Origin of the sequence: Blastococcus sp. TF02A-26 (assembly GCF_003319125.1) — a bacterium.
GTDB lineage: Bacteria > Actinomycetota > Actinomycetes > Mycobacteriales > Geodermatophilaceae > Trujillonella.
Genome location: NZ_QOHG01000019.1, coordinates 1 through 17799 on the forward strand (window position 1 = coordinate 1; position 17799 = coordinate 17799).

The 17799-nt window shown below is 71.8% G+C and carries 13 protein-coding genes; 6 read left to right on the forward strand and 7 right to left on the reverse strand.

Annotated features, from left to right (window positions below; all coding sequences use genetic code 11):
• Nucleotides 1–305: 305 nt before the first annotated feature.
• Nucleotides 306–1937: a methyl-accepting chemotaxis protein gene (locus DQ240_RS18560; RefSeq protein WP_113841174.1), complete on the reverse strand. Its 1632-nt coding sequence runs from the start codon at nucleotides 1935–1937 to the stop codon at nucleotides 306–308.
• Nucleotides 1938–2415: 478 nt separating this feature from the next.
• Nucleotides 2416–2679: a WhiB family transcriptional regulator gene (locus DQ240_RS18565; RefSeq protein WP_199589396.1), complete on the reverse strand. Its 264-nt coding sequence runs from the start codon at nucleotides 2677–2679 to the stop codon at nucleotides 2416–2418.
• Nucleotides 2680–3197: 518 nt separating this feature from the next.
• Between DQ240_RS18565 and DQ240_RS18570 the strand changes: the two genes are divergently transcribed.
• From DQ240_RS18570 to DQ240_RS18590, 4 genes are all read left to right on the forward strand, one after another.
• Nucleotides 3198–4301, forward strand: a complete 1104-nt coding sequence (locus tag DQ240_RS18570; RefSeq protein ID WP_158548805.1) for a methyl-accepting chemotaxis protein — start codon at nucleotides 3198–3200, stop codon at nucleotides 4299–4301.
• A 1762-nt stretch (nucleotides 4302–6063) separates the two neighbouring features.
• On the forward strand, nucleotides 6064–6240 hold the full coding sequence (locus DQ240_RS18580; RefSeq protein ID WP_113841178.1) for an AlpA family transcriptional regulator: 177 nt from the start codon (nucleotides 6064–6066) through the stop codon (nucleotides 6238–6240).
• 189 nt (nucleotides 6241–6429) lie between these two features.
• Complete coding sequence (locus DQ240_RS18585) at nucleotides 6430–6741, forward strand: hypothetical protein (protein ID WP_233498815.1); 312 nt, start codon at nucleotides 6430–6432, stop codon at nucleotides 6739–6741.
• Between the two features lie 55 nt (nucleotides 6742–6796).
• The gene (locus tag DQ240_RS18590) at nucleotides 6797–7423 is read left to right on the forward strand and encodes a LuxR family transcriptional regulator (protein ID WP_113841180.1); all 627 of its coding nucleotides are present in this window, start codon (nucleotides 6797–6799) and stop codon (nucleotides 7421–7423) included.
• Nucleotides 7424–7431: 8 nt separating this feature from the next.
• On the opposite strand, the gene DQ240_RS18595 is transcribed toward DQ240_RS18590, so the two are convergent.
• From DQ240_RS18595 to htpX, 4 genes are all read right to left on the reverse strand, one after another.
• Nucleotides 7432–7869 carry a class F sortase gene (locus DQ240_RS18595; protein WP_233498816.1) on the reverse strand — a complete coding sequence of 146 codons (438 nt, stop codon included), beginning with the start codon at nucleotides 7867–7869 and terminating at the stop codon, nucleotides 7432–7434.
• 607 nt (nucleotides 7870–8476) lie between these two features.
• Nucleotides 8477–11242 (reverse strand): SEC-C domain-containing protein, encoded by a 2766-nt coding sequence (locus DQ240_RS18600; protein ID WP_147262035.1) that lies wholly within the window; start codon nucleotides 11240–11242, stop codon nucleotides 8477–8479.
• Between the two features lie 295 nt (nucleotides 11243–11537).
• On the reverse strand, nucleotides 11538–12314 hold the full coding sequence (locus DQ240_RS18605; protein ID WP_113841186.1) for an SGNH/GDSL hydrolase family protein: 777 nt from the start codon (nucleotides 12312–12314) through the stop codon (nucleotides 11538–11540).
• A gap of 38 nt (nucleotides 12315–12352) precedes the next feature.
• Nucleotides 12353–13231, reverse strand: a complete 879-nt coding sequence (gene htpX, locus DQ240_RS18610; RefSeq protein ID WP_113841188.1) for a zinc metalloprotease HtpX — start codon at nucleotides 13229–13231, stop codon at nucleotides 12353–12355.
• 229 nt (nucleotides 13232–13460) lie between these two features.
• On the opposite strand from htpX, the gene DQ240_RS18615 reads away from it, so the two are divergent.
• The gene (locus tag DQ240_RS18615; RefSeq protein WP_113841190.1) at nucleotides 13461–15422 is read left to right on the forward strand and encodes a 2-oxoacid:acceptor oxidoreductase subunit alpha; all 1962 of its coding nucleotides are present in this window, start codon (nucleotides 13461–13463) and stop codon (nucleotides 15420–15422) included.
• The gene (locus DQ240_RS18620) at nucleotides 15419–16522 is read left to right on the forward strand and encodes a 2-oxoacid:ferredoxin oxidoreductase subunit beta (RefSeq protein ID WP_113841192.1); all 1104 of its coding nucleotides are present in this window, start codon (nucleotides 15419–15421) and stop codon (nucleotides 16520–16522) included. The genes DQ240_RS18615 and DQ240_RS18620 overlap by 4 nt, the downstream gene beginning before the upstream one ends.
• Before the next feature lie 104 nt (nucleotides 16523–16626).
• On the opposite strand, the gene DQ240_RS18625 is transcribed toward DQ240_RS18620, so the two are convergent.
• Nucleotides 16627–17799 (reverse strand): sorbosone dehydrogenase family protein, encoded by a 1173-nt coding sequence (locus DQ240_RS18625; RefSeq protein ID WP_113841193.1) that lies wholly within the window; start codon nucleotides 17797–17799, stop codon nucleotides 16627–16629.

Sequence of the window (17799 nt, forward strand, 5' to 3'; positions counted from 1 at the left end):
CCCCGACGACCGAGGACTCCGTGGAAAGCCGGGCAGACCGGCGACTTCCTCACGCCCCGGCACCACCGCGGCCACTCCGCCGGACCTCACCGGGCGCGCCCAGGTCCGTCGGTGGATCGAGGCTTAGGTGAGCGAGCATGAAGGCTGCCGCCAGCTGACTTCCGCGACTGGCTCGCGGGATCTCATCGGGGCTCATCGCGCGCTTGTCTCGTTGCATCATCAGTCCTTCGGTGTTCGGGCGGGGCCGAGCGCGACGCGGCGTGAGGTGCAGACCCTCCTGGCGCCTCACGCCGCGCCGCGCGTGGTCAGTAGGTGAAGCGGGCGACGCTGGTGCGCAGCTCGGCAGCCATGCGGGCCAGTTCGTCGACAGCGATTCGAGCCTGCCCCAACGCCTGGGTGGTGGAGTCGGCGGCGGTGGAGACGCCGTTGATGTTGTCGGCGATCTGACTGGAACTGGACGCTGCCTCGCTGACCGATCGGGACATCTCCTGCGTCGTCGCGGTCTGCTCCTCCACCGCCGAGGCGATAGTCAGCTGGAAGTCGTTGATCTGGGCGATGATGGTTCCGATCTTGCCGATGGCGTCGACCGCGCCGGACGTGTCGCCCTGGATGGCCTCGACCCGCCGGGCGATGTCCTCAGTCGCCCGCGCGGTCTCCTGCGCCAGCTCCTTGACCTCGTTGGCCACGACGGCGAAGCCCTTGCCCGCCTCCCCGGCGCGCGCGGCCTCGATCGTGGCGTTGAGCGCCAGCAGGTTGGTCTGCTCGGCGATCGAGGTGATCACCTTGACGACGTTGCCGATCTCCTTGGAGGACTCCCCCAGCCGGACAACGGTGGTGTTCGCCGCGTCGGCCTCGCTGACCGCGGACGCGGCCACGCGGGCCGCCTCGTTGGCGTTCTGTGCGATCTCCCGAATGGAGGCGCCCATCTGCTCGGCGCCTGCGGACACCGTCTGCACACTGCGGGACACCTCTTCCGCAGCCGAGGCCACGACACCGGATTGCGCGCTGGTCTCTTCTGCCGCGGCGGAGATCTGAGCCGAGGAGGCGCTCAGCTCCTCCGCCGAGGCCCCGACGGCGTCTCCCAGTCCGACGACACCGGACATGACCGACCGCAGGTTCTCCACGGCAGTGTCCAGTGCCGCCGCCATCTGGCCGAGTTCGTCGCGGGACGTCAAGCCGGCAGTCTGGGTCAGATCACCGGTCGCCAGGGCCTCGGCCACGGTTTGCACGCGGCGGACACCGCGGGCTAGGGCGATGGCCACCGCGAGTCCGACGCCGGCGGCGACGGCGATGCCGACGGCGAGCACCACGAGGGACAGAGTTCGCTGGCTGGCGGCGTCGGCCTGCGCCGCTGCGGCTGCGTCGGCGGCGTGCTCGGACTCGATGTCGATCAGGGTGTTGATGTTCAGTTCGGCCTCGGCCAGCAGTGGAGCGGCCGCAGCAGCCGCAGCGCTCCAGGCGGTGAAGTTCTTCGCCAGCGCCAGCGGGCGCAGCACCGTGTCGCTCTGCTGTACGTAGCCGGTGAAGGCCTCCTCGGCGCCGGCGATGAGCTCTGCCTCGTCGGCGGGCGGGTTCGTGGCGGCGAAGGTCTCCGCGCCGGCGGTGAACAGCGCCTGGGCGTCGTCCTTGGCCGCCAGTGCTGACTGCACCGCTGACTGGTCGACGGCGAGGATCAGGTCCCGGTTCGCGATCCGCAGGTCCTTCATCGCTCCACGCATCGCCGTCACCTTGACCACACCCTGCAAGTTGGTGTCATACAGCGACTGGGTTCGGTCAGCGGCAGTGCTCAGGCTCACCAGGCCCAGCACGCCGATGCCTGCCGCCACGACGGCGGCGACGGCGACGGCGGCCAGGATTTTGACCTTGACGCCCCGATCGGCCCACAGGACGCCGACGCGCGATCTCTCGGCACCACCATCGATTGACTTACTGTCCATATCTCGCACTCCTCGAAGCGGAGACGGCATCGCGGGTGACTCTCACCCGCTTGCTGCCGCCACGGCGCTCGCTGTATCGGCGGAGGGAGCCGAAGAGTGGAACGGGTCAAGTCCCCCGGCGTGACAGCAGGGGCAGCCGCGGCCAACGGGCAGCAAGAGTTGCGACGGCGGCGAAAGCCCCGGCAATGGCACCCTCTGGAGCCACGGGCCAGCGTGGGAGGGTTAGCTGCACGAGGAGGAGGCTGCCGGTCGCGCGGTCGGGCGACCGTCCGGCAGTTGAGAGTCGGCCACGCCACGCGAAGGGCGGCACGCGTCAGCCCGGGACGAAGGCGGGCACTGGCAGCAGCGCTCTCGGCGACTTCCGCGCAGGCCGCCTGACCGGCGAATAGCGCCACGACCGTCGCATGGTTCTGGCGTCCCTGTACGCGTCACTGCCCGACCCACCCATCGGCTCACCGAGCCGGCTTCGGCAGGACGGTCAAGCTTCGTGAGCGCGATTGGCGTATCGGCGACGCTCTCGGTCAGACAGCCCACCCCACACCCCGAACCGTTCGTCGTGGGTGAGCGCAAAGTCCAGACACTCGGGCCTCACGGTGCACGCCCCGCACACCGACTTCGCCTCCCGCGTCGACCCGCCCTTCTCAGGAAAGAACGCTGCGGGATCGGTCTCTGCACACAGCGCGTCGTCCCGCCAGTGCCAGCCGGACTCGGACACCGAGTCGCTCGGTGAACGTCGAGGCATGGCCGTCTCCGGTGGTGCGAACCTGCAGGTAACCGGATATGCGCCCCCGTGGGTGTGCGAAGCGTAGGCACGAACGGCCCGGGACGCCATAGCGACCGTTCGAGATTTAGAATCCCGAAGCTGCCTGCAGGGGACAAGTCGGCACGGCGGTGACCTACTTGAGTCAGGCACTTCCAAGAAGGCACTCCGAAGCAGCGTGGGCTTCGCTGACGGGCGTGGAAGCGCACCGAGCGAACATTCGACTACTCGGTAGGCCCGACACCGGGGGATCAGGTGACCCGCGGGCCGCCCTCGACCGCGTACGGGCGCAGCGCCGCGGCGCTCGCGCCGATCCCTGGCCGCCTCGTTCCGCGAGGGCGTGGGGTTGTCCGGTCGGGCGTGGCGGGCGCGGGATCTGGTCTTCGTGTCCGACTTGGGCGAGGTCGGTGACTGTGTGCGCGCGCCGGTGGCCCAGCGGGTCGGGGTGCGCAGCGGCATCTGCTTCCCTTTTGCTGGAGGCTGGCGAGGTCACCGGGACGATGGACTTCTTCGCCACCGAGACGCTGGACCTGTCCGCCCAGCGGATGGACACACTGCGCAGCATCGGTGTGCTGGTGTCCCAAGCGCTGGAGCGGCTCGCTGTGGGCGAGCGCCAGGCGGAGGCGGCGCAGGACATGGCGGCGGTGAACCGCGTCCTGCGGGAGGTCGCCGTCGCGCCGACGCAGGAGTATGCGCTCGGGCGGGCGTTGGAGACCATTCGGACCGGGTTCGGCTGGGCCTACGGCTCCTACTGGCGCATCGACGACACCCTGGGCGCGCTGCGCTTCGCACAGGAATCCGGTGACGCCGGGAAGGAGTTCCGCCAGGTCACCCTCGCGGCGACGTTCCGCGAGGGCGTGGGGCTGTCCGGCCGGGCGTGGCGGGCGCGGGATCTGGTGTTCGTGCCCGACCTCGCCGAGGTGACCGATTGCGTGCGCGCGCCGGCGGCGCAGCGCGTCGGGGTCAAGTCCGGTGTCTGCCTGCCGGTGATGGTCGGCGGAGCGGTCGTGGGCACGATGGACTTCTTCGCCACGACGACGCTGACCCTGTCGGCAGGACGGGAGGACGCGCTGCGCAACACCGCGTTCCTGCTGGGACAGGCACTGGAGCGGTTCGCGGCCACGCAGCGGCTGGAGACAGCCGGCCGCGAGCTGGTCACCTCGATCGAGGAGGTGGAGCGCAACGTGCTGTCAGCGACGACCGTGGCCAGTGACGGTCACCGGTTGACCGAGGAGGCCAATCAAGTGGTGGCCAGCCTCGGGAAGTCCAGCGCGGAGATCGGCAAGGTCGTCAAGGTCATCAACGGCATCGCGGCACAGACCAACCTGCTGGCGCTCAACGCCACCATCGAGGCTGCCCGTGCCGGTGAGGCCGGTCGTGGCTTCGCTGTCGTGGCCAACGAGGTGAAGGAACTGGCCAACGAGACCGCGACCGCGACGACCGAGGTCGAGGCCAAGATCAAGGCGATCCAGTCGCAAGTCGACCTGGTCACGACCGCGCTGGCCGAGATCGGAAAGGCGGTTGAGCGGATCAACGAGACACAGAGCGTGATCGGTGGCGTGCTGACCGAACAGGCAGCCGTCACCAGGGCAATCCTGGAGTGATGTGAACTGGGTGCACCTCGGCCGCGTCGAGTGCATGCGCGACAGTTGCACGAGGATGAGGCCGAGGCGGTCAAGGCCGGCCACGAGGTCTACGGGGGCGACCGTCGGCGATGCTGGCGGCCGCCCGCAGGACCTGTTCGTCACTGCTCCTGCCGATGATCGTGCCGATGCGCAGGGCCCATCGAGGTCTGGCCGGGCGACGTGGACCCACAGCCCCTCCCCTTCCACGTCTCCGTCGACGGTGATCAGCCCGGCGTGCTGCAGCTGCGGCAGCCGGTGGCCGGCCGTAATCAGCAGGAGGACCGCGGCCTCATCGGAGTAGTCGCCCAGGGCAGCGCGCAGCAGGCGTTCTCCACGTCGACCAGCAGAGATCGGCGGCTCTCGGTTCGAAGATCACTAAGTTCTCCCTGTCCCGGCTGGCGGGGTCGGGGCTGAGTGTGCCGTTGGGGTCCGACACGCGCGGCCGGTGACGGCGGTCGGGCAGCGGTCGCGGGTCTGGTGAGCGCCTCGGGCCGGCAGGCCCGCCGGCAGCTTGCTGACGGTTGGCCTCGACGCGCCAGCGGTGGGGCCTCACGGGAGCCCCGCCGCCGGCCAGCCGGCCGTACCAGCCCTCCGCCCCGGCGTGACGGCCCCCGCGGGGGTGCGAAGACTGCTGGTGCTGGTCATCTGGACCCTCCCGGAACTGGAGCCGACACCGGTACGGGAGGAACTACGGAACAGGTGCCCCGCCACCCATTCCCCGGCCCGTCCGGCCTAGGGCTCTGCTCAGGGGCCGGGAGCGACGGCGGGGGACGACCGGACCAAGACTGCTTCCGCAGCGCAGCGCCCGAAGGGCGGAAGGATCTTGGTCCGGTCGGGAGGAGACGGCGCGGAAGGCCCCTACGCTGAGCTGCCGGACGGGTCGGGGGACCAGCAAGCACAGCCTGCCGCAGGCGGACCTTGGCGATGGCGCAGCCGGCGCCGCGCGCAGCGTGGCCCGAAGGGTGCTCGTGGCCTGCCCTCGCGACCGCGGCGCAACGGCGATCTAACTGGCGCGCTCACCGGTCAGGCCGCCTCGGTCACCCGACACGTCCCGAGGTGCCCTGCCGGACCGACCACGGGCTCCGTGGACTCGCCGTGCCCTGAATGCGATGTCGACCGCCATGGGCCGAGCGTGTCCAGGCCGGTGCTCGCCCGTGGGCGTGCGTCTGGATGTGGTGGACGCGGAGCGGTTGTCCCCAGGACCACTTGCGCAGCAGGCCCCGATGCTCGCGGCCTTCCCCGGCTGACTGGAGGACAACGGGAGGACAACTGGAGGAGCCCCAGGTCGGAGCGGACCTCCAGTGCTCCTCCGGGACCGGTCGGGAGACGGACCCCTCGACCGTCGCTGGCCTATCGGAGAACGTGCCGCAGAAGCGCGGGTGGCGCGGGTTGGTCAGCGACAGCGTCGCGGCGGGCACCCGGGCATCGGCCGGAGACGAATTGCAGGCGGTCCCGGGAGGCGGCCTCTGATCGCGACGGGTCGAACCCAGACCCAGGACCGGGGGTTGTCCACCGGCGGTCCCGGCGCCGCCCGGCGTCGGCAGAAGAAGGGCCTCCATCGCTGGCAGGTGACGCGCCAGCGGCGGCCGCTCTACAGGAGACCAACTGGAGACCGTCAGACAACGCTGGCTGTGCACTGTCACCACCGGGCCCGAGATGGCGCCTTCTGTGGTGACGGCACCCGCCACCGACGACCCCCGGGAGCCAGCCATGCCCGTCCACCGCCGACCACGAACCCGAGTTGCTCACCATCACCGAGGCCGCGGGCGCGCTCCGCGCGCCCGTCGCCACCCTCCGGTACTGGCGGCACCTCGGCACCGGCCCGACCAGCTTCCGGCTCGGCCGGCGCGTTCTCTATCGCCGCGCCGACCTGCGCACCTGGATCGACGCACAAGCCAACCAGTCCCCCCGCCGATAGCCCCCGCCTCCGGAAAACGGCTCGACGGGACGCCAAGCCGCTTCCGACCCCGGGCACACGGCGAGGCCTCGCGGCCAGCCCCGTCTGTGGACAACGACGGCCGTCCAGCGAACCGGCCGGGACAGTCCTGCGGCAGCACCGAAACGGCGACGCTGCCCATAGGGATCGAGAGGAGGGGCGAAGGGATGGATGGGCCCGGTCGCCGACGGACAGGAGCACGAGGGCTGGGTGGGGGCACGGCGGCTGGCCACCGCCGGCCGGTGGGCTGATCTGGAGGCCGCCGACGAGGACGGGGTAATGGCCGAATGGGGCCGGCACATCGCCGCATGGCAGACCCTCGAGGACATCGAGGCGGCCACTGCCCGGCAGGCCGCCGCCGCCCGCGCGCTGGACCGCGCGGTGCGCGCCGCACTCGCCGCCGGAGCGACGTGGGCCGACATCGGCCGGGCCACCGGCATGACCGGCCGGTCGGCCACCGAACGGTGGCCCGCCCGTAACTGAGCAGGCGACGGGCCACCCCGGCCCAAGCGAGGAAACGCCGCCGAGGCAGCGCACCGTGCTCGTCGTCGACCTCGACGGCGAGCCGCTGGCGCCGCTGCGCGCCCTGGAGGAAATCCTGTTGTGCCTCGGCAGCTGGGAGGACGACGACCGGCAGGAACCGCGCGCCGACACCGAACCTCTACGATTGCCGGCGCCGCTGGCCGACCGGGTCGCCCTTGCCGTCACTCAACGACTGCTCGCCGCCTTGGCGCCCACCCAGTCCCAGGGACCCGTATGCGGTCGGCTGCTCGCCCCGGACGGCCGCTACGAGCACGCGCCGATGACCGTGCTCACCCTGTCCGCCGCCGACATCAACGTCCTGCGCGCGACCGCCGCCGCCCTCGGCCGCCCCGGTCTGGACGCTGACATCGCCGAGCTGATAGACGCCCACGCCGAGCAGCTCGGCGACGGCTACCGCCGGGCCGACCGCACCCACCTGGCCTCGTCCCTCGGACGGCTGGTCGGCCTGCTCGACCTCTCCTCTACCGACGACACCCGACTGCTCACCGCCCGGTTGCGGGCCATCTCGCCCTGCGCCGATTGTGTGCTCGACGACGCCGAGGAGATCGCCTATGCCCGCACCGCCGACCGGATGAACCACGTTTGGGCCGACAGCTCGCCGATCGACCGCTACCAGTACTAACCACGTGATCAAAACTCAGCGAAGATCACGAGGTTCTCGGTGGACGCCCGGCCTCCGCCGCGCTGGAAACAGGTGATGAGGATCAGCCGCCCGGGTGCGACCTCCCACACCTCGGTGGCGTCGTCCAACTCGCCCTTGGCGTACCGCTGGCTGCGTTCGACGGTGTAGCGCACCGTGCCCTGCGGAGTGCTGACCTCGATGACATCGCCGGGACCGAGGGTGCTGCCTCCACCGTCGGTCTCCATCAGCGGGTCGAAGCCGTATTCGCCGGTGCCGGTGGAGTGAGCGGCCAGATAGAGCGTGTTGTCGGCCTGCTCCGGCGTGCCGACCGGCTCGCCGTAGGGCTGGATCCAGTAGGCCGCCGTGAGCGTCGGCGGGTTGATGACGCCGCCGCGCGGGGTGTGCGGCAGCACCGGCAGATCCACGTCCAGCTCGGGGACGGTCACGTGCACGTTCGAGGACGGAACGGGCAGCGTCGTCCCCTCGGGCGGCAGCGTGGGCTGGGGCGGCTCGTCATGCGGCGGAGCCGCGGTGGCCGCGGCCACACCTTCCGGCGACCGCAGCGCCCCAGCGGCGCTGACTGCGGCGGCAACGTAACGCCACCGGACCGTCCGGTTACGTATCCGACACCCACTGCGGGGCGGATGGGGACGCGCGTGACCAGAGTGTGACCCACCGCGGCCGGCGTCTCGTTAGTTCTTGACCGGCGACGGACGTGGCCGACCGCAGCCGCTGTCACATCCTGGACTCAACCATCGGCACATGCTGGCGCTTTCTGCCATCACCGACGATCCCGAACGGGTCGGCCGGCCGCTCCAACGTGCAGCACCGGATGCCCGCCCACAGGACCAGCGACGCCGGTCGCCGCTGCAGCGACGATCGCAACGTCCCCTCCGGCAAGCTTCTCGCCGATCAGCCGGCCGCGCGTGATCCGGCTGCATAGCGGCGTCCCACGCGGCGACGCCCACCGCACACGCAACACGCGTCCCCGCACCGTCAGTCCATAGCGGCGAGCGATCCCCACGGCCACAGACCCGGCGCACACCGCGGTGGTCAGCCGTCAGCCAGTCCGAGCAGCTGTCGAAGTCGGGCCGGGCGAAGACCGAAGGCCCCGCTGGCCGGGTCGATCTCGGGGAAGCCGGCGATCAGCCGGGCGAGTTCGTCCCGACGAGTGGGGTCGGCGGCGGCCTGCCGCGGGGTCAGGCCACCCAGCGCCGGCACCTGCTCGTCGCACCAACGGCGCTCATGCCGGTCGAGCAGCTCAAGCAGCGCCTCCGCCGGCACCTGGGCGGGTGACGTCGCTGCTGCAGAGAAGTTCGATGATGGGGAGTCGCTCTGCCGCAGTGGTTGGCGCTGCTCGCTCAGCAGCTGCAGGTCAGGAAGCGCGGCACGCAGGTCGGCAAGGACGGCGTCCAGCCGCGACTCGGACATGGTGTGCACGCTGAGCGTGTCCCCGTTCAGCTGCACCCAGGCCCGGACCGACCGCTCCACTCCCTCAGGGTCGTCCTCGGACGCGAACAGAGACACCCAGCCGTCGCCGTCCGACTCGTAGCGCTCATTGAGCGCGGACCGCGCGGCCCGCAGGTCGGGCACCCGGAGCTCGGCACGGCAGTCGGCCAGCGGATCACCGTCGCGCGTCGTCAACGTCGGCGGGCGCAACAACGCGGCCACACAACTGAGCAGCTCGTACCCGTCGTGCTCGTCGAGCACCTCCAGTAGTCCGGCTTCTGTACCCGGGGCCACCCGGAAGGCCGCGCCGACGCACTGGTGGGTCTGCCCGTCGGGCACCATGCGCACGCACAACAGCTGACCGGGCTCGGCCGCCTCGCTGAAGGTGTGTTCACGGACCGCGATGCGATCGCCCGTGCGCAAGTCGCGGACGGTCACCTCGCGGCCCGGGACGGCGTCGAGCACTTCGACCACGGTGCGCTCGCAGAGCAGCCATGCCGAGATCAGCATCGCCTCGTCGTCGGGCAACAGCCGACCGCGGTCGGTGAGGAAGCGCTGCAGCCAGCCGTCCTCGTGCAGTACCACGTCGATGACCAGTGGGTCGAACATCGCCGACTCAAAGGCTTCCTCATCGTCGGCTGCGTCCCCGAGCAATGTGAGCGCATGGTCGGCGATGACCGACTCAACCGCTCCGCCGCGGCGCTGCAGATAGGCCAGCGTCTTGCGGCGCAGCCAGCTGGTCCGTTCGGGCAGCGGCGGCAACTCGGCGGGCCGGCCCAGGTGGCAGTGCTTGTACTTGCGTCCCGACCCGCACCAGCAGGGCTCGTTGCGACCCAGCCTCGGGATGTCGTCGGCCGGCGTCTCGAACTGCTCCGCCATGGCCAGGTCCGCGCTGTCCTCAGCAGTGAGCCCGAGACGCCGCCAGCCGGCGGCTGCGGCCGCGGCATGGCCACGGTCGAACTCGTACCAGGCCAGCCGGTCTTCCGCGGCCGGCCACCCGGGGTCGGCCCGCACCGCCGACCGCAGCAGCGACTCCGCCTCCTCGACCGCCCCCCTCCGCTCTGCGGCCACCGCGGCCAGCCAGTGCGCCACCGCCCGCTCCCGCGGCCGTGACGCTCGAGCCGTCAGCCGCCCGGCCAGCGCCGCGCACTCAGCGACCCGCATCGGGTCGTCGTCCGTGCCGAACAGCTCGTCGGCGACCACCTCGAGGACCGCGAGGTCGTACAGCAGCTCCAGCAGCTCGTGCGCCGCCGACGCGTCAGGCAGCCCGGTGTCGATGAGAGTCAGCGCCCGCAGCGCGGACAGCGCCATCGCTCCGGTGCCCAGCCGGTCGAACACCCGCCGGGACCGATCGGCGAGGCGGGCCTGCTCCCACACCGACTCCTCGTGGGCGAGGTAGTCCCCTCGCTGCTCCAGCCCCGCGGCGGCGGCCAGCTCGGACAGCGGCGGCGCCGGGCGGGTGAACGCGCCCCGGTCGGCGGCGAGCACCGCCAGGAGCAGCTCCTCGAAAGCAACCGGCAGCCACGGCTCCTCGACGGTCGCGTCGTACGCGGCACGGATGGCTGCCACCAACGCTGGTTCGGCCTCGGGTTGCTCGGTGAGCACGGTCCGCTCGACCGCTCCGTCGGACCGCACCTGCACCGCGAGCAGCGAACCTGGCGCCGCCGCTGCCAGCCAGCCCTCCGGGCCCCACCACCGCCGGATGCCGTCCTCACCCCGGTAGTCGTGCACTCGCGACCCGTCCAGCTGCAGCGGCCTGAGCCGGTCCAGGCCCGGCAGATCGGCGGCGGCCAGCACTCCGGTGCGTTGCTCGTCCTCGGTCAGCCGGTGGGTGAGCACGACATTCTCCACCAGCGACGGGACATGCACCATGAGGTCACCGGCCAGCAGCGCTACCGGCCCGTCCTCGTCGAGGAGGTGGTCGCTGACGCGGTCCAACAAGGTCTCAGTCAGCGGATCGTCGACAGACAGCCCCAGCCGCTCAGCGACCATCCGGTCGACCTCGTCGGCAGCGACCGGCTGCCGCTCCCCCACCACCTCGATGATCGCCGCCTCCACCCGTGCGCCGGACGGAAGCGGCAAGCGTCCGAGTGCCGCGACGTAGCTCTGCCGATCGAACTCGGCGTCGTCGCCGACCGCGGCGAGAACCTCAGCGCTCAGCGCCAACCGAAGCTGACGGTGCACCTCCGACGAGCCCATCCCGGAGCCGAGCAACCGACGGACGGTCGCCCACACCTCCGGCGGGTCGTCCTCGGCCACCTGCCGGGCCAGCATGTCGTCAAGGAACGACCGGAGCGCCGCCGGCCCCGGGCCCTCGTCCGAGTCCCGCGCGTCCGCCGCGGCCAGGAACGAGGCTCGCTCTGCATCCACCCACCCGATGCTAGGAGGCGAGTCCCGGGCCGCCGTCGCCCTCACGAGCCGGCCTGTCCGCCGCCAATCCGGGGACGGTTAACCCTCGTTCAGTCCGCACACAGTCCGCAGAGTCCGCAGAAAGTCCGCAATTCAGCCAGTCCCGACCGACATCCATCGACTGTTCCCAACGACATATGCGCTGGTCAAGGCCCGAAGGCGGTGATTGCCATAGGCAACCAACGACCACTGATCAATTCGACAACTACCGCTGAGTCGCCGGCCGGCGGGCGCCCCGGCCGGGGCGCCCGCCCGGTCAGGCCAGCGGCGCGGCGCCGGCCGGCACCGGCGTGACCGGCACCCAGTCCCGGTGCTTGCCGGTGCGCGCGTCCCCGGAGGACCGGCCGCGCAGGTGCCGGCCCACCCACGGGAGCACGTGCTCGCGGTAGTACCTGGCCTCGGCCAGCACCCGCCGGCGCGGCTCGGGGCCGGGGTCGACCGCCGCGGCGGCCACGTCGTGCCCGAGCGCGGCCAGCACCAGGGAGGCCACCCGGCGGTGTCCGGGCGGCCCGAGGTGCAGCCGGTCGGGGGACCAGTAGTCGGCCCGGTGCAGCTCGGTGTCGGCGAAGGCGTTCACGAACGTCACCTCGTACCGGGCCGCCAGCTGCTCGAGGTCGTCGGTCAGCCGGGCGGCCCGCCGGCGTACGGTCCGGCCGAAGGGGAGCCGGTCCGAGGGGTCCGCGCCGCTGATGAGCACCAGCCGGACGCCGGCGTCCACCACCCGGCGGACCGCCTCCTCGGTGAGCTCCATCAGCCGCCCCGGGTCGACCCCGGGCCGCATGAGGTCGTTGCCGCCGCCGTTGAAGGTCAGCAGCGTGGGCGCGGGGTCCAGCGCCAGCGCCGCGGGGACCTGCTCGGTGACGATCGGCCCGAGCAGCCGCCCGCGGACGGCGAGGTTGGCGTACTCGACCGCCTCCCCCGACGCGGCGGCGAGCCCGCCCGCGACCAGGTCCGCCCATCCCCGGACACCGCCGTCGGGCAGCTCGTCGCCGACGCCCTCCGTGAAGCTGTCCCCCACCGCCACGTACCGCACAGCACTCCTCCCGTCGTCTGCGTCGGGAGGTTAGGCGGCTACCCCTGGCCCTGCTCCCGCGCCATCTGCTCGAGCCGGGCGATGCGCTCGGCCATCGGGGGGTGGGTGGAGAACATCGACGCCAGGCCCTGGCCGCGGAACGGGTTGGCGATCATCAGGTGGCTCTGGGTCACCAGCCGGTCGTCCTGCGGCAGCGGCCGCGCGCCGGCGCCCCGCTCGATCTTCCGCAGCGCCGAGGCGAGGGCGAGCGGGTCCTGCGACAGCTGCGCCCCGGTGGCGTCGGCCTGGTACTCGCGGCTGCGGCTGACCGCCATCTGCACGAGCCCGGCGGCCACCGGGCCGAGGAACACCAGCAGCAGACCGCCGAGGGCGTTGCCGCCGCCCCGGTCGTCCTCGGACCGGCCACCGAACAGCGACGCGAACATCGCCATGTGCGCCAGGTAGGTGATCACCGTGGCCATGGCGCCGGCCACCGAGCTGATCAGGATGTCGCGGTTGTAGACGTGGGAGAGCTCGTGGGCGAGCACCCCGCGCAGCTCCCGCCGGTCGAGCAGCTCGAGGATGCCCTGGGTGCAGCAGACCGCGGCGTTGCGCGGGTTGCGCCCGGTGGCGAACGCGTTCGGCTGGTCGGTGGGGCTGACGTACAGCCGGGGCATGGGCTGGCGGGCCTCGGTCGCGAGGTCGCGGACCATCGCGTAGAGCTGCGGCGCCTGCGTCTCGGTCACGGGGAAGGCCCGCATCGAGCGCAGCGCGAGCTTGTCGGAGTTGAAGTAGGCGTAACCGTTCACGGCCAGCGCGATCAGCAGGGCGACGAACAGCCCGCCCCGGCCGCCGATGAGCGCGCCGGCGACGAGGATGAGCCCGCCCATGAGGCCCAGCAGCAGGGCCGTCTTCAGCGCGTTGTTCCAGCGGTGCACGACCGGCTCAACGTGGCCGGTGGGGGCGCCGTTCCCGGGTTCCCCCGGGGGGTCGGGAATGCGACGGCCCCGGGCCGCCGTTTCCAGACGGACCGCGCGCGAAACCGCCCCGCCATCTCGCAGTACGTGACAGGATCTCGTCATACGCGACAGGGCGGTAGGAGTGTGCGATTCCACACCCCCTGTTCGTCACGTCCACGTAACCTCGCCCGGTGGAGGTAGACCACTGATGACTGCGACCGACCCGGCTGTGACGGCGGGCAGCTCGGCCCCCGGCGGACTCGTGAAGAGCGTCGTCGAACTCGACCGCGTGGTGATCCGGCTCGCCGGCGACTCCGGCGACGGGATGCAGCTGACCGGCAACCGCTTCACCAGCGAGACCGCGTCCTTCGGCAACGACCTGTCGACGCTGCCCAACTTCCCCGCCGAGATCCGGGCCCCCACGGGGACCCTGCCGGGCGTCAGCTCCTTCCAGCTGCACTTCGCCGACCACGACATCATGACGCCGGGTGACGCCCCCGACGTCCTCGTGGCGATGAACCCGGCGGCGCTCAAGGCCAACCTGGCCGACCTGCCCGGCGGTGGCCTGCTCATCCTCGACGCCGACGAGTTCACCCCCCGCAACCTCGCGAAGGTCGGTTACGCGACCAACCCGATCGAGGACGGGTCGCTCGAGGGCTGGCAGACCGTCAGCGTGCCGCTGACCAGCATGACGCTGGACGCGCTGGCCGACTCCGGTCTCGGCAAGAAGGAGGCCGAGCGGAGCAAGAACATGTTCACGCTCGGCCTGCTGTCGTGGATGTACCACCGGCCGACCGAGGGCACCATCCGCTTCCTCGAGCGCCAGTTCCGCCGCAAGCCCGAGATCGCCGCGGCCAACATCGCCGCCTTCCGGGCCGGCTACAACTACGGCGAGACCACCGAGGCGTTCGCGGTCTCCTACGAGATCAAGCCCGCGCCGATGGCGCCGGGGAAGTACCGCAACATCTCCGGCAACCAGGCGCTGTCGCTCGGCCTGGTCGCGGCCGCCAAGCGCTCCGGCCTGCCGCTGTTCCTCGGCGCCTACCCGATCACCCCGGCGTCGGACATCCTCCACGAGCTGTCCAAGCACAAGGCGTTCGGCATCCGGACCTTCCAGGCCGAGGACGAGATCGCCGGCATCGCGTCGGCGATCGGCGCCTCGTTCGGCGGAGCGCTGGGTGTCACCACGACGTCCGGGCCCGGGGTCTCGCTGAAGTCCGAGGCGCTGGCGCTGGCGATCATGACCGAGCTGCCGCTCGTCGTCGTCGACGTCCAGCGCGGTGGGCCGTCCACCGGCCTGCCGACCAAGACCGAGCAGTCGGACCTGCTGCAGGCCATGTTCGGTCGCAACGGCGAGGCCCCGCTGGCGGTCATCGCCCCCCGCTCCCCCGGTGACTGCTTCGACGCGGCCATCGAGGCGGCGCGGATCGCGATCACCTACCGAACCCCGGTGATGCTGCTGTCCGACGGCTACCTCGCCAACGGCGCCGAGCCCTGGCAGGTCCCCTCGTCCGAGGACCTGCCCGACCTCACCGGCGCCGTCGACTTCGCCACCGAGCCCAACGGCAGCACCGCCGACGGGACGCCTGAGTTCCTCCCCTACCTGCGGAACCCGGAGACGCTGGCCCGCCCCTGGGCCATCCCGGGGACGGCGGGCATGCAGCACCGCATCGGTGGGCTGGAGAAGGCCGACAAGACCGGCAACATCTCCTACGACCCCGAGAACCACGACTTCATGACCCGCACCCGGCAGGCGAAGATCGACGGCATCGCCGCCTCGATCGGGCCCACCGACGTGGACGACCCGACGGGTGACGCGCGGGTCGCGGTCATCGGCTGGGGCTCGACCTACGGGCCGATCGGCGCCGGCGTCCGCCGGGTCCGCCGCTCGGGTCGCAAGGTGGCCCAGATCCACCTGCGGCACCTCAACCCGTTCCCGGCCGACCTCGGTGAGGTCCTCGCCCGCTACGACCGGGTCGTGTGCCCCGAGATGAACCTCGGGCAGCTCGCCCTGCTGCTGCGGGCGAAGTACCTCGTCGACATCCAGAGCCACACGCAGGTGCGCGGGCTGCCCTTCCGGGCCGCCGAGCTCGCCGCCGTGATCCAGGACGTCATCGACTCCACCAGCGGCGCACCTCTGGCCGCCGACCCCACCGGAGGCGGGGAATGAGCACCACCGACCACGTGCACGACCTCGGCATGCCCGCGGCCAACCCGATCGACGCCGCCGTCGCGGCCTCGGTCGCCAGCCAGGGCGAGAAGCAGACCGCTCTCAAGGCCAAGGACTTCAAGACCGACCAGGAGGTGCGCTGGTGCCCCGGGTGCGGTGACTACGTCATCCTCAACGCGGTCCAGAGCTTCCTGCCCAGCCTCGGCATCGCCCGCGAGGACATGGTCATCGTGTCCGGGATCGGCTGCTCCTCGCGCTTCCCGTACTACATGAACACCTACGGGATGCACTCGATCCACGGCCGCGCCCCGGCGATCGCCACCGGCCTGGCCGTCTCCCGGCCCGACCTGTCGGTCTGGGTCGTGACCGGTGACGGCGACTCGCTGTCGATCGGCGGCAACCACCTGATCCACGCGCTGCGCCGCAACGTCAACATCACGATCCTGCTGTTCAACAACCGGATCTACGGGCTCACCAAGGGCCAGTACTCGCCGACGTCCGAGGTCGGCAAGGTCACCAAGTCCACGCCGATGGGCTCGCTGGACCACCCGTTCAACCCGGTCTCGCTGGCCATCGGCGCCGAGGCGACCTTCGTCGGCCGCGCCATGGACTCCGACCGCAAGGGCCTGACCGACGTGCTCCGTCAGGCGGCGGAGCACCAGGGCACCGCGCTGGTGGAGATCTACCAGAACTGCAACATCTTCAACGACGGTGCGTTCGACCTGCTCAAGGACCCGGCGACCGGCACCCAGTGGTCGATCCCGCTCGTCCACGGCGAGCCGCTGGTCTTCGGGGCCGACGGAGCGGCGTGCGTCGTCCGCGACGACCTCGGTGGGCTGCGCATCGCCGAGACCAACCAGGTCGACGCCTCGGACATCGTCGTCCACGACGCGCACCGCGAGGACTCCTCCTACGCCTACGCGCTGTCCCGGCTCTCCAGCCAGGACCTCCGCTACACGCCCATGGGCGTCTTCCGGTCGGTGCAGAAGCCGACCTACGACCGGATGATGTCCGAGCAGCTGGACGTGGCCGCCGCCGAGGGCAGCGACGACCTCGACGCGATCCTGGGCGGCAACGACACCTGGACCGTCAGCGCCTGACGAAGCACCCCTGCCCCCCACCCCTTCCGAGCTCGGGGCGGGACCCGGCAAGGGGCCGAACAGGGCCCGTCCCCCTCACGGGGGGGGCGGGCCCTGTCGCGTTCTCAGGCGGGGGCGACCCGGAGCAGCACGTCCTCGTCGTCTCCGTTGTCGGTGGTGACGTAGAGCGCGCCGTCCGAGCCCAGCTGCGGGCTGCGGAGCCGGCCGTGGACGTCCTCCAGCTCCGGAACGCGGAACTGCTCGACCAGCCCGCCGTCGGCGCCGACGCGCAGGGCCAGCAACCCGGTGTCCTTCTGCACGCCGACGACGAGCAACCCGTCGTAGGTCCCCCACTGCGGGCCGGCGAGGAAGGTGGCCCCCGAGGTGGCGATGGTCGGGTCCCCGGACGCCCAGGTCGCGGGCACCGCGTCCGGCAGGTCGAGGTCGGTCATGGGCACGCTCTCGTCGTAGCCGCCGTCGTCGCCGTCCGGGTCGTAGCCGCCGTTGGCGCCGGGGGACAGCAGGGTCACCTCGTCGTCGCGCCCGGTGCCCTGCTCGGCGGCGAACACCTGGCCCGTCCCGGGCCGGACGGCCAGGCCCTGCACGTTGCGGTGGCCGTAGGTCCACACCAGCGGCGAGGCGTCCGGCGCTGTCGCGAAGGGGTTGCCCGGCCACGGCGCCCCGGTCGAGGCGTCGACCCGGAGCACCTTGCCGCCCAGGACGGCGCGGTCCTGCGGGTAGCTGCCGACGGCGTTGTCCCCCGTGCCGACCAGCAGGGCGCCCTCCGGGTCGAACCGCAGCCGGCAGCCGCCGTGCCGCCCGGTGGCCTCGTTGGCCGGGATGCCGCCGACCACGGGATCGGCGACCCGCGTCGCCGAGCGCCAGTCCTCGGCCACGGTCCAGGCGATCACCTGGATCTCGGCACCGCCGTCGTCCTCGACGCCCTGGCAGGTGTACAGCCGCCGGCTGTCGTCGAAGCCCGGATCGAGCACCAGTCCCATGAGGCCGGTCTCCCCGTCCGCGTAGAGGTCGCCGAAGTCGGCGGCGACCTCCACCACCTCACCGTCGGGCCGCACGGCCGTCAGGCCGCCGGAGCGCTCGTCCACGACCAGCGTGCCGTCGGGCGCCTGTGCGACGTCCCAGGGGTGGTCCAGCCCGTCCAGGACGACGGTCACCTCGAGCGCCGGCGCCCCGTCGGGCCGGTCCCCGCCGGAGGCGTCGTCAGCGGTGCAGGCAGCCAGGAGCAGCAAGGCCCCCATGCAGGGGCCCACCGCGAGCTCGCGAGCGGTGGGGGGCAT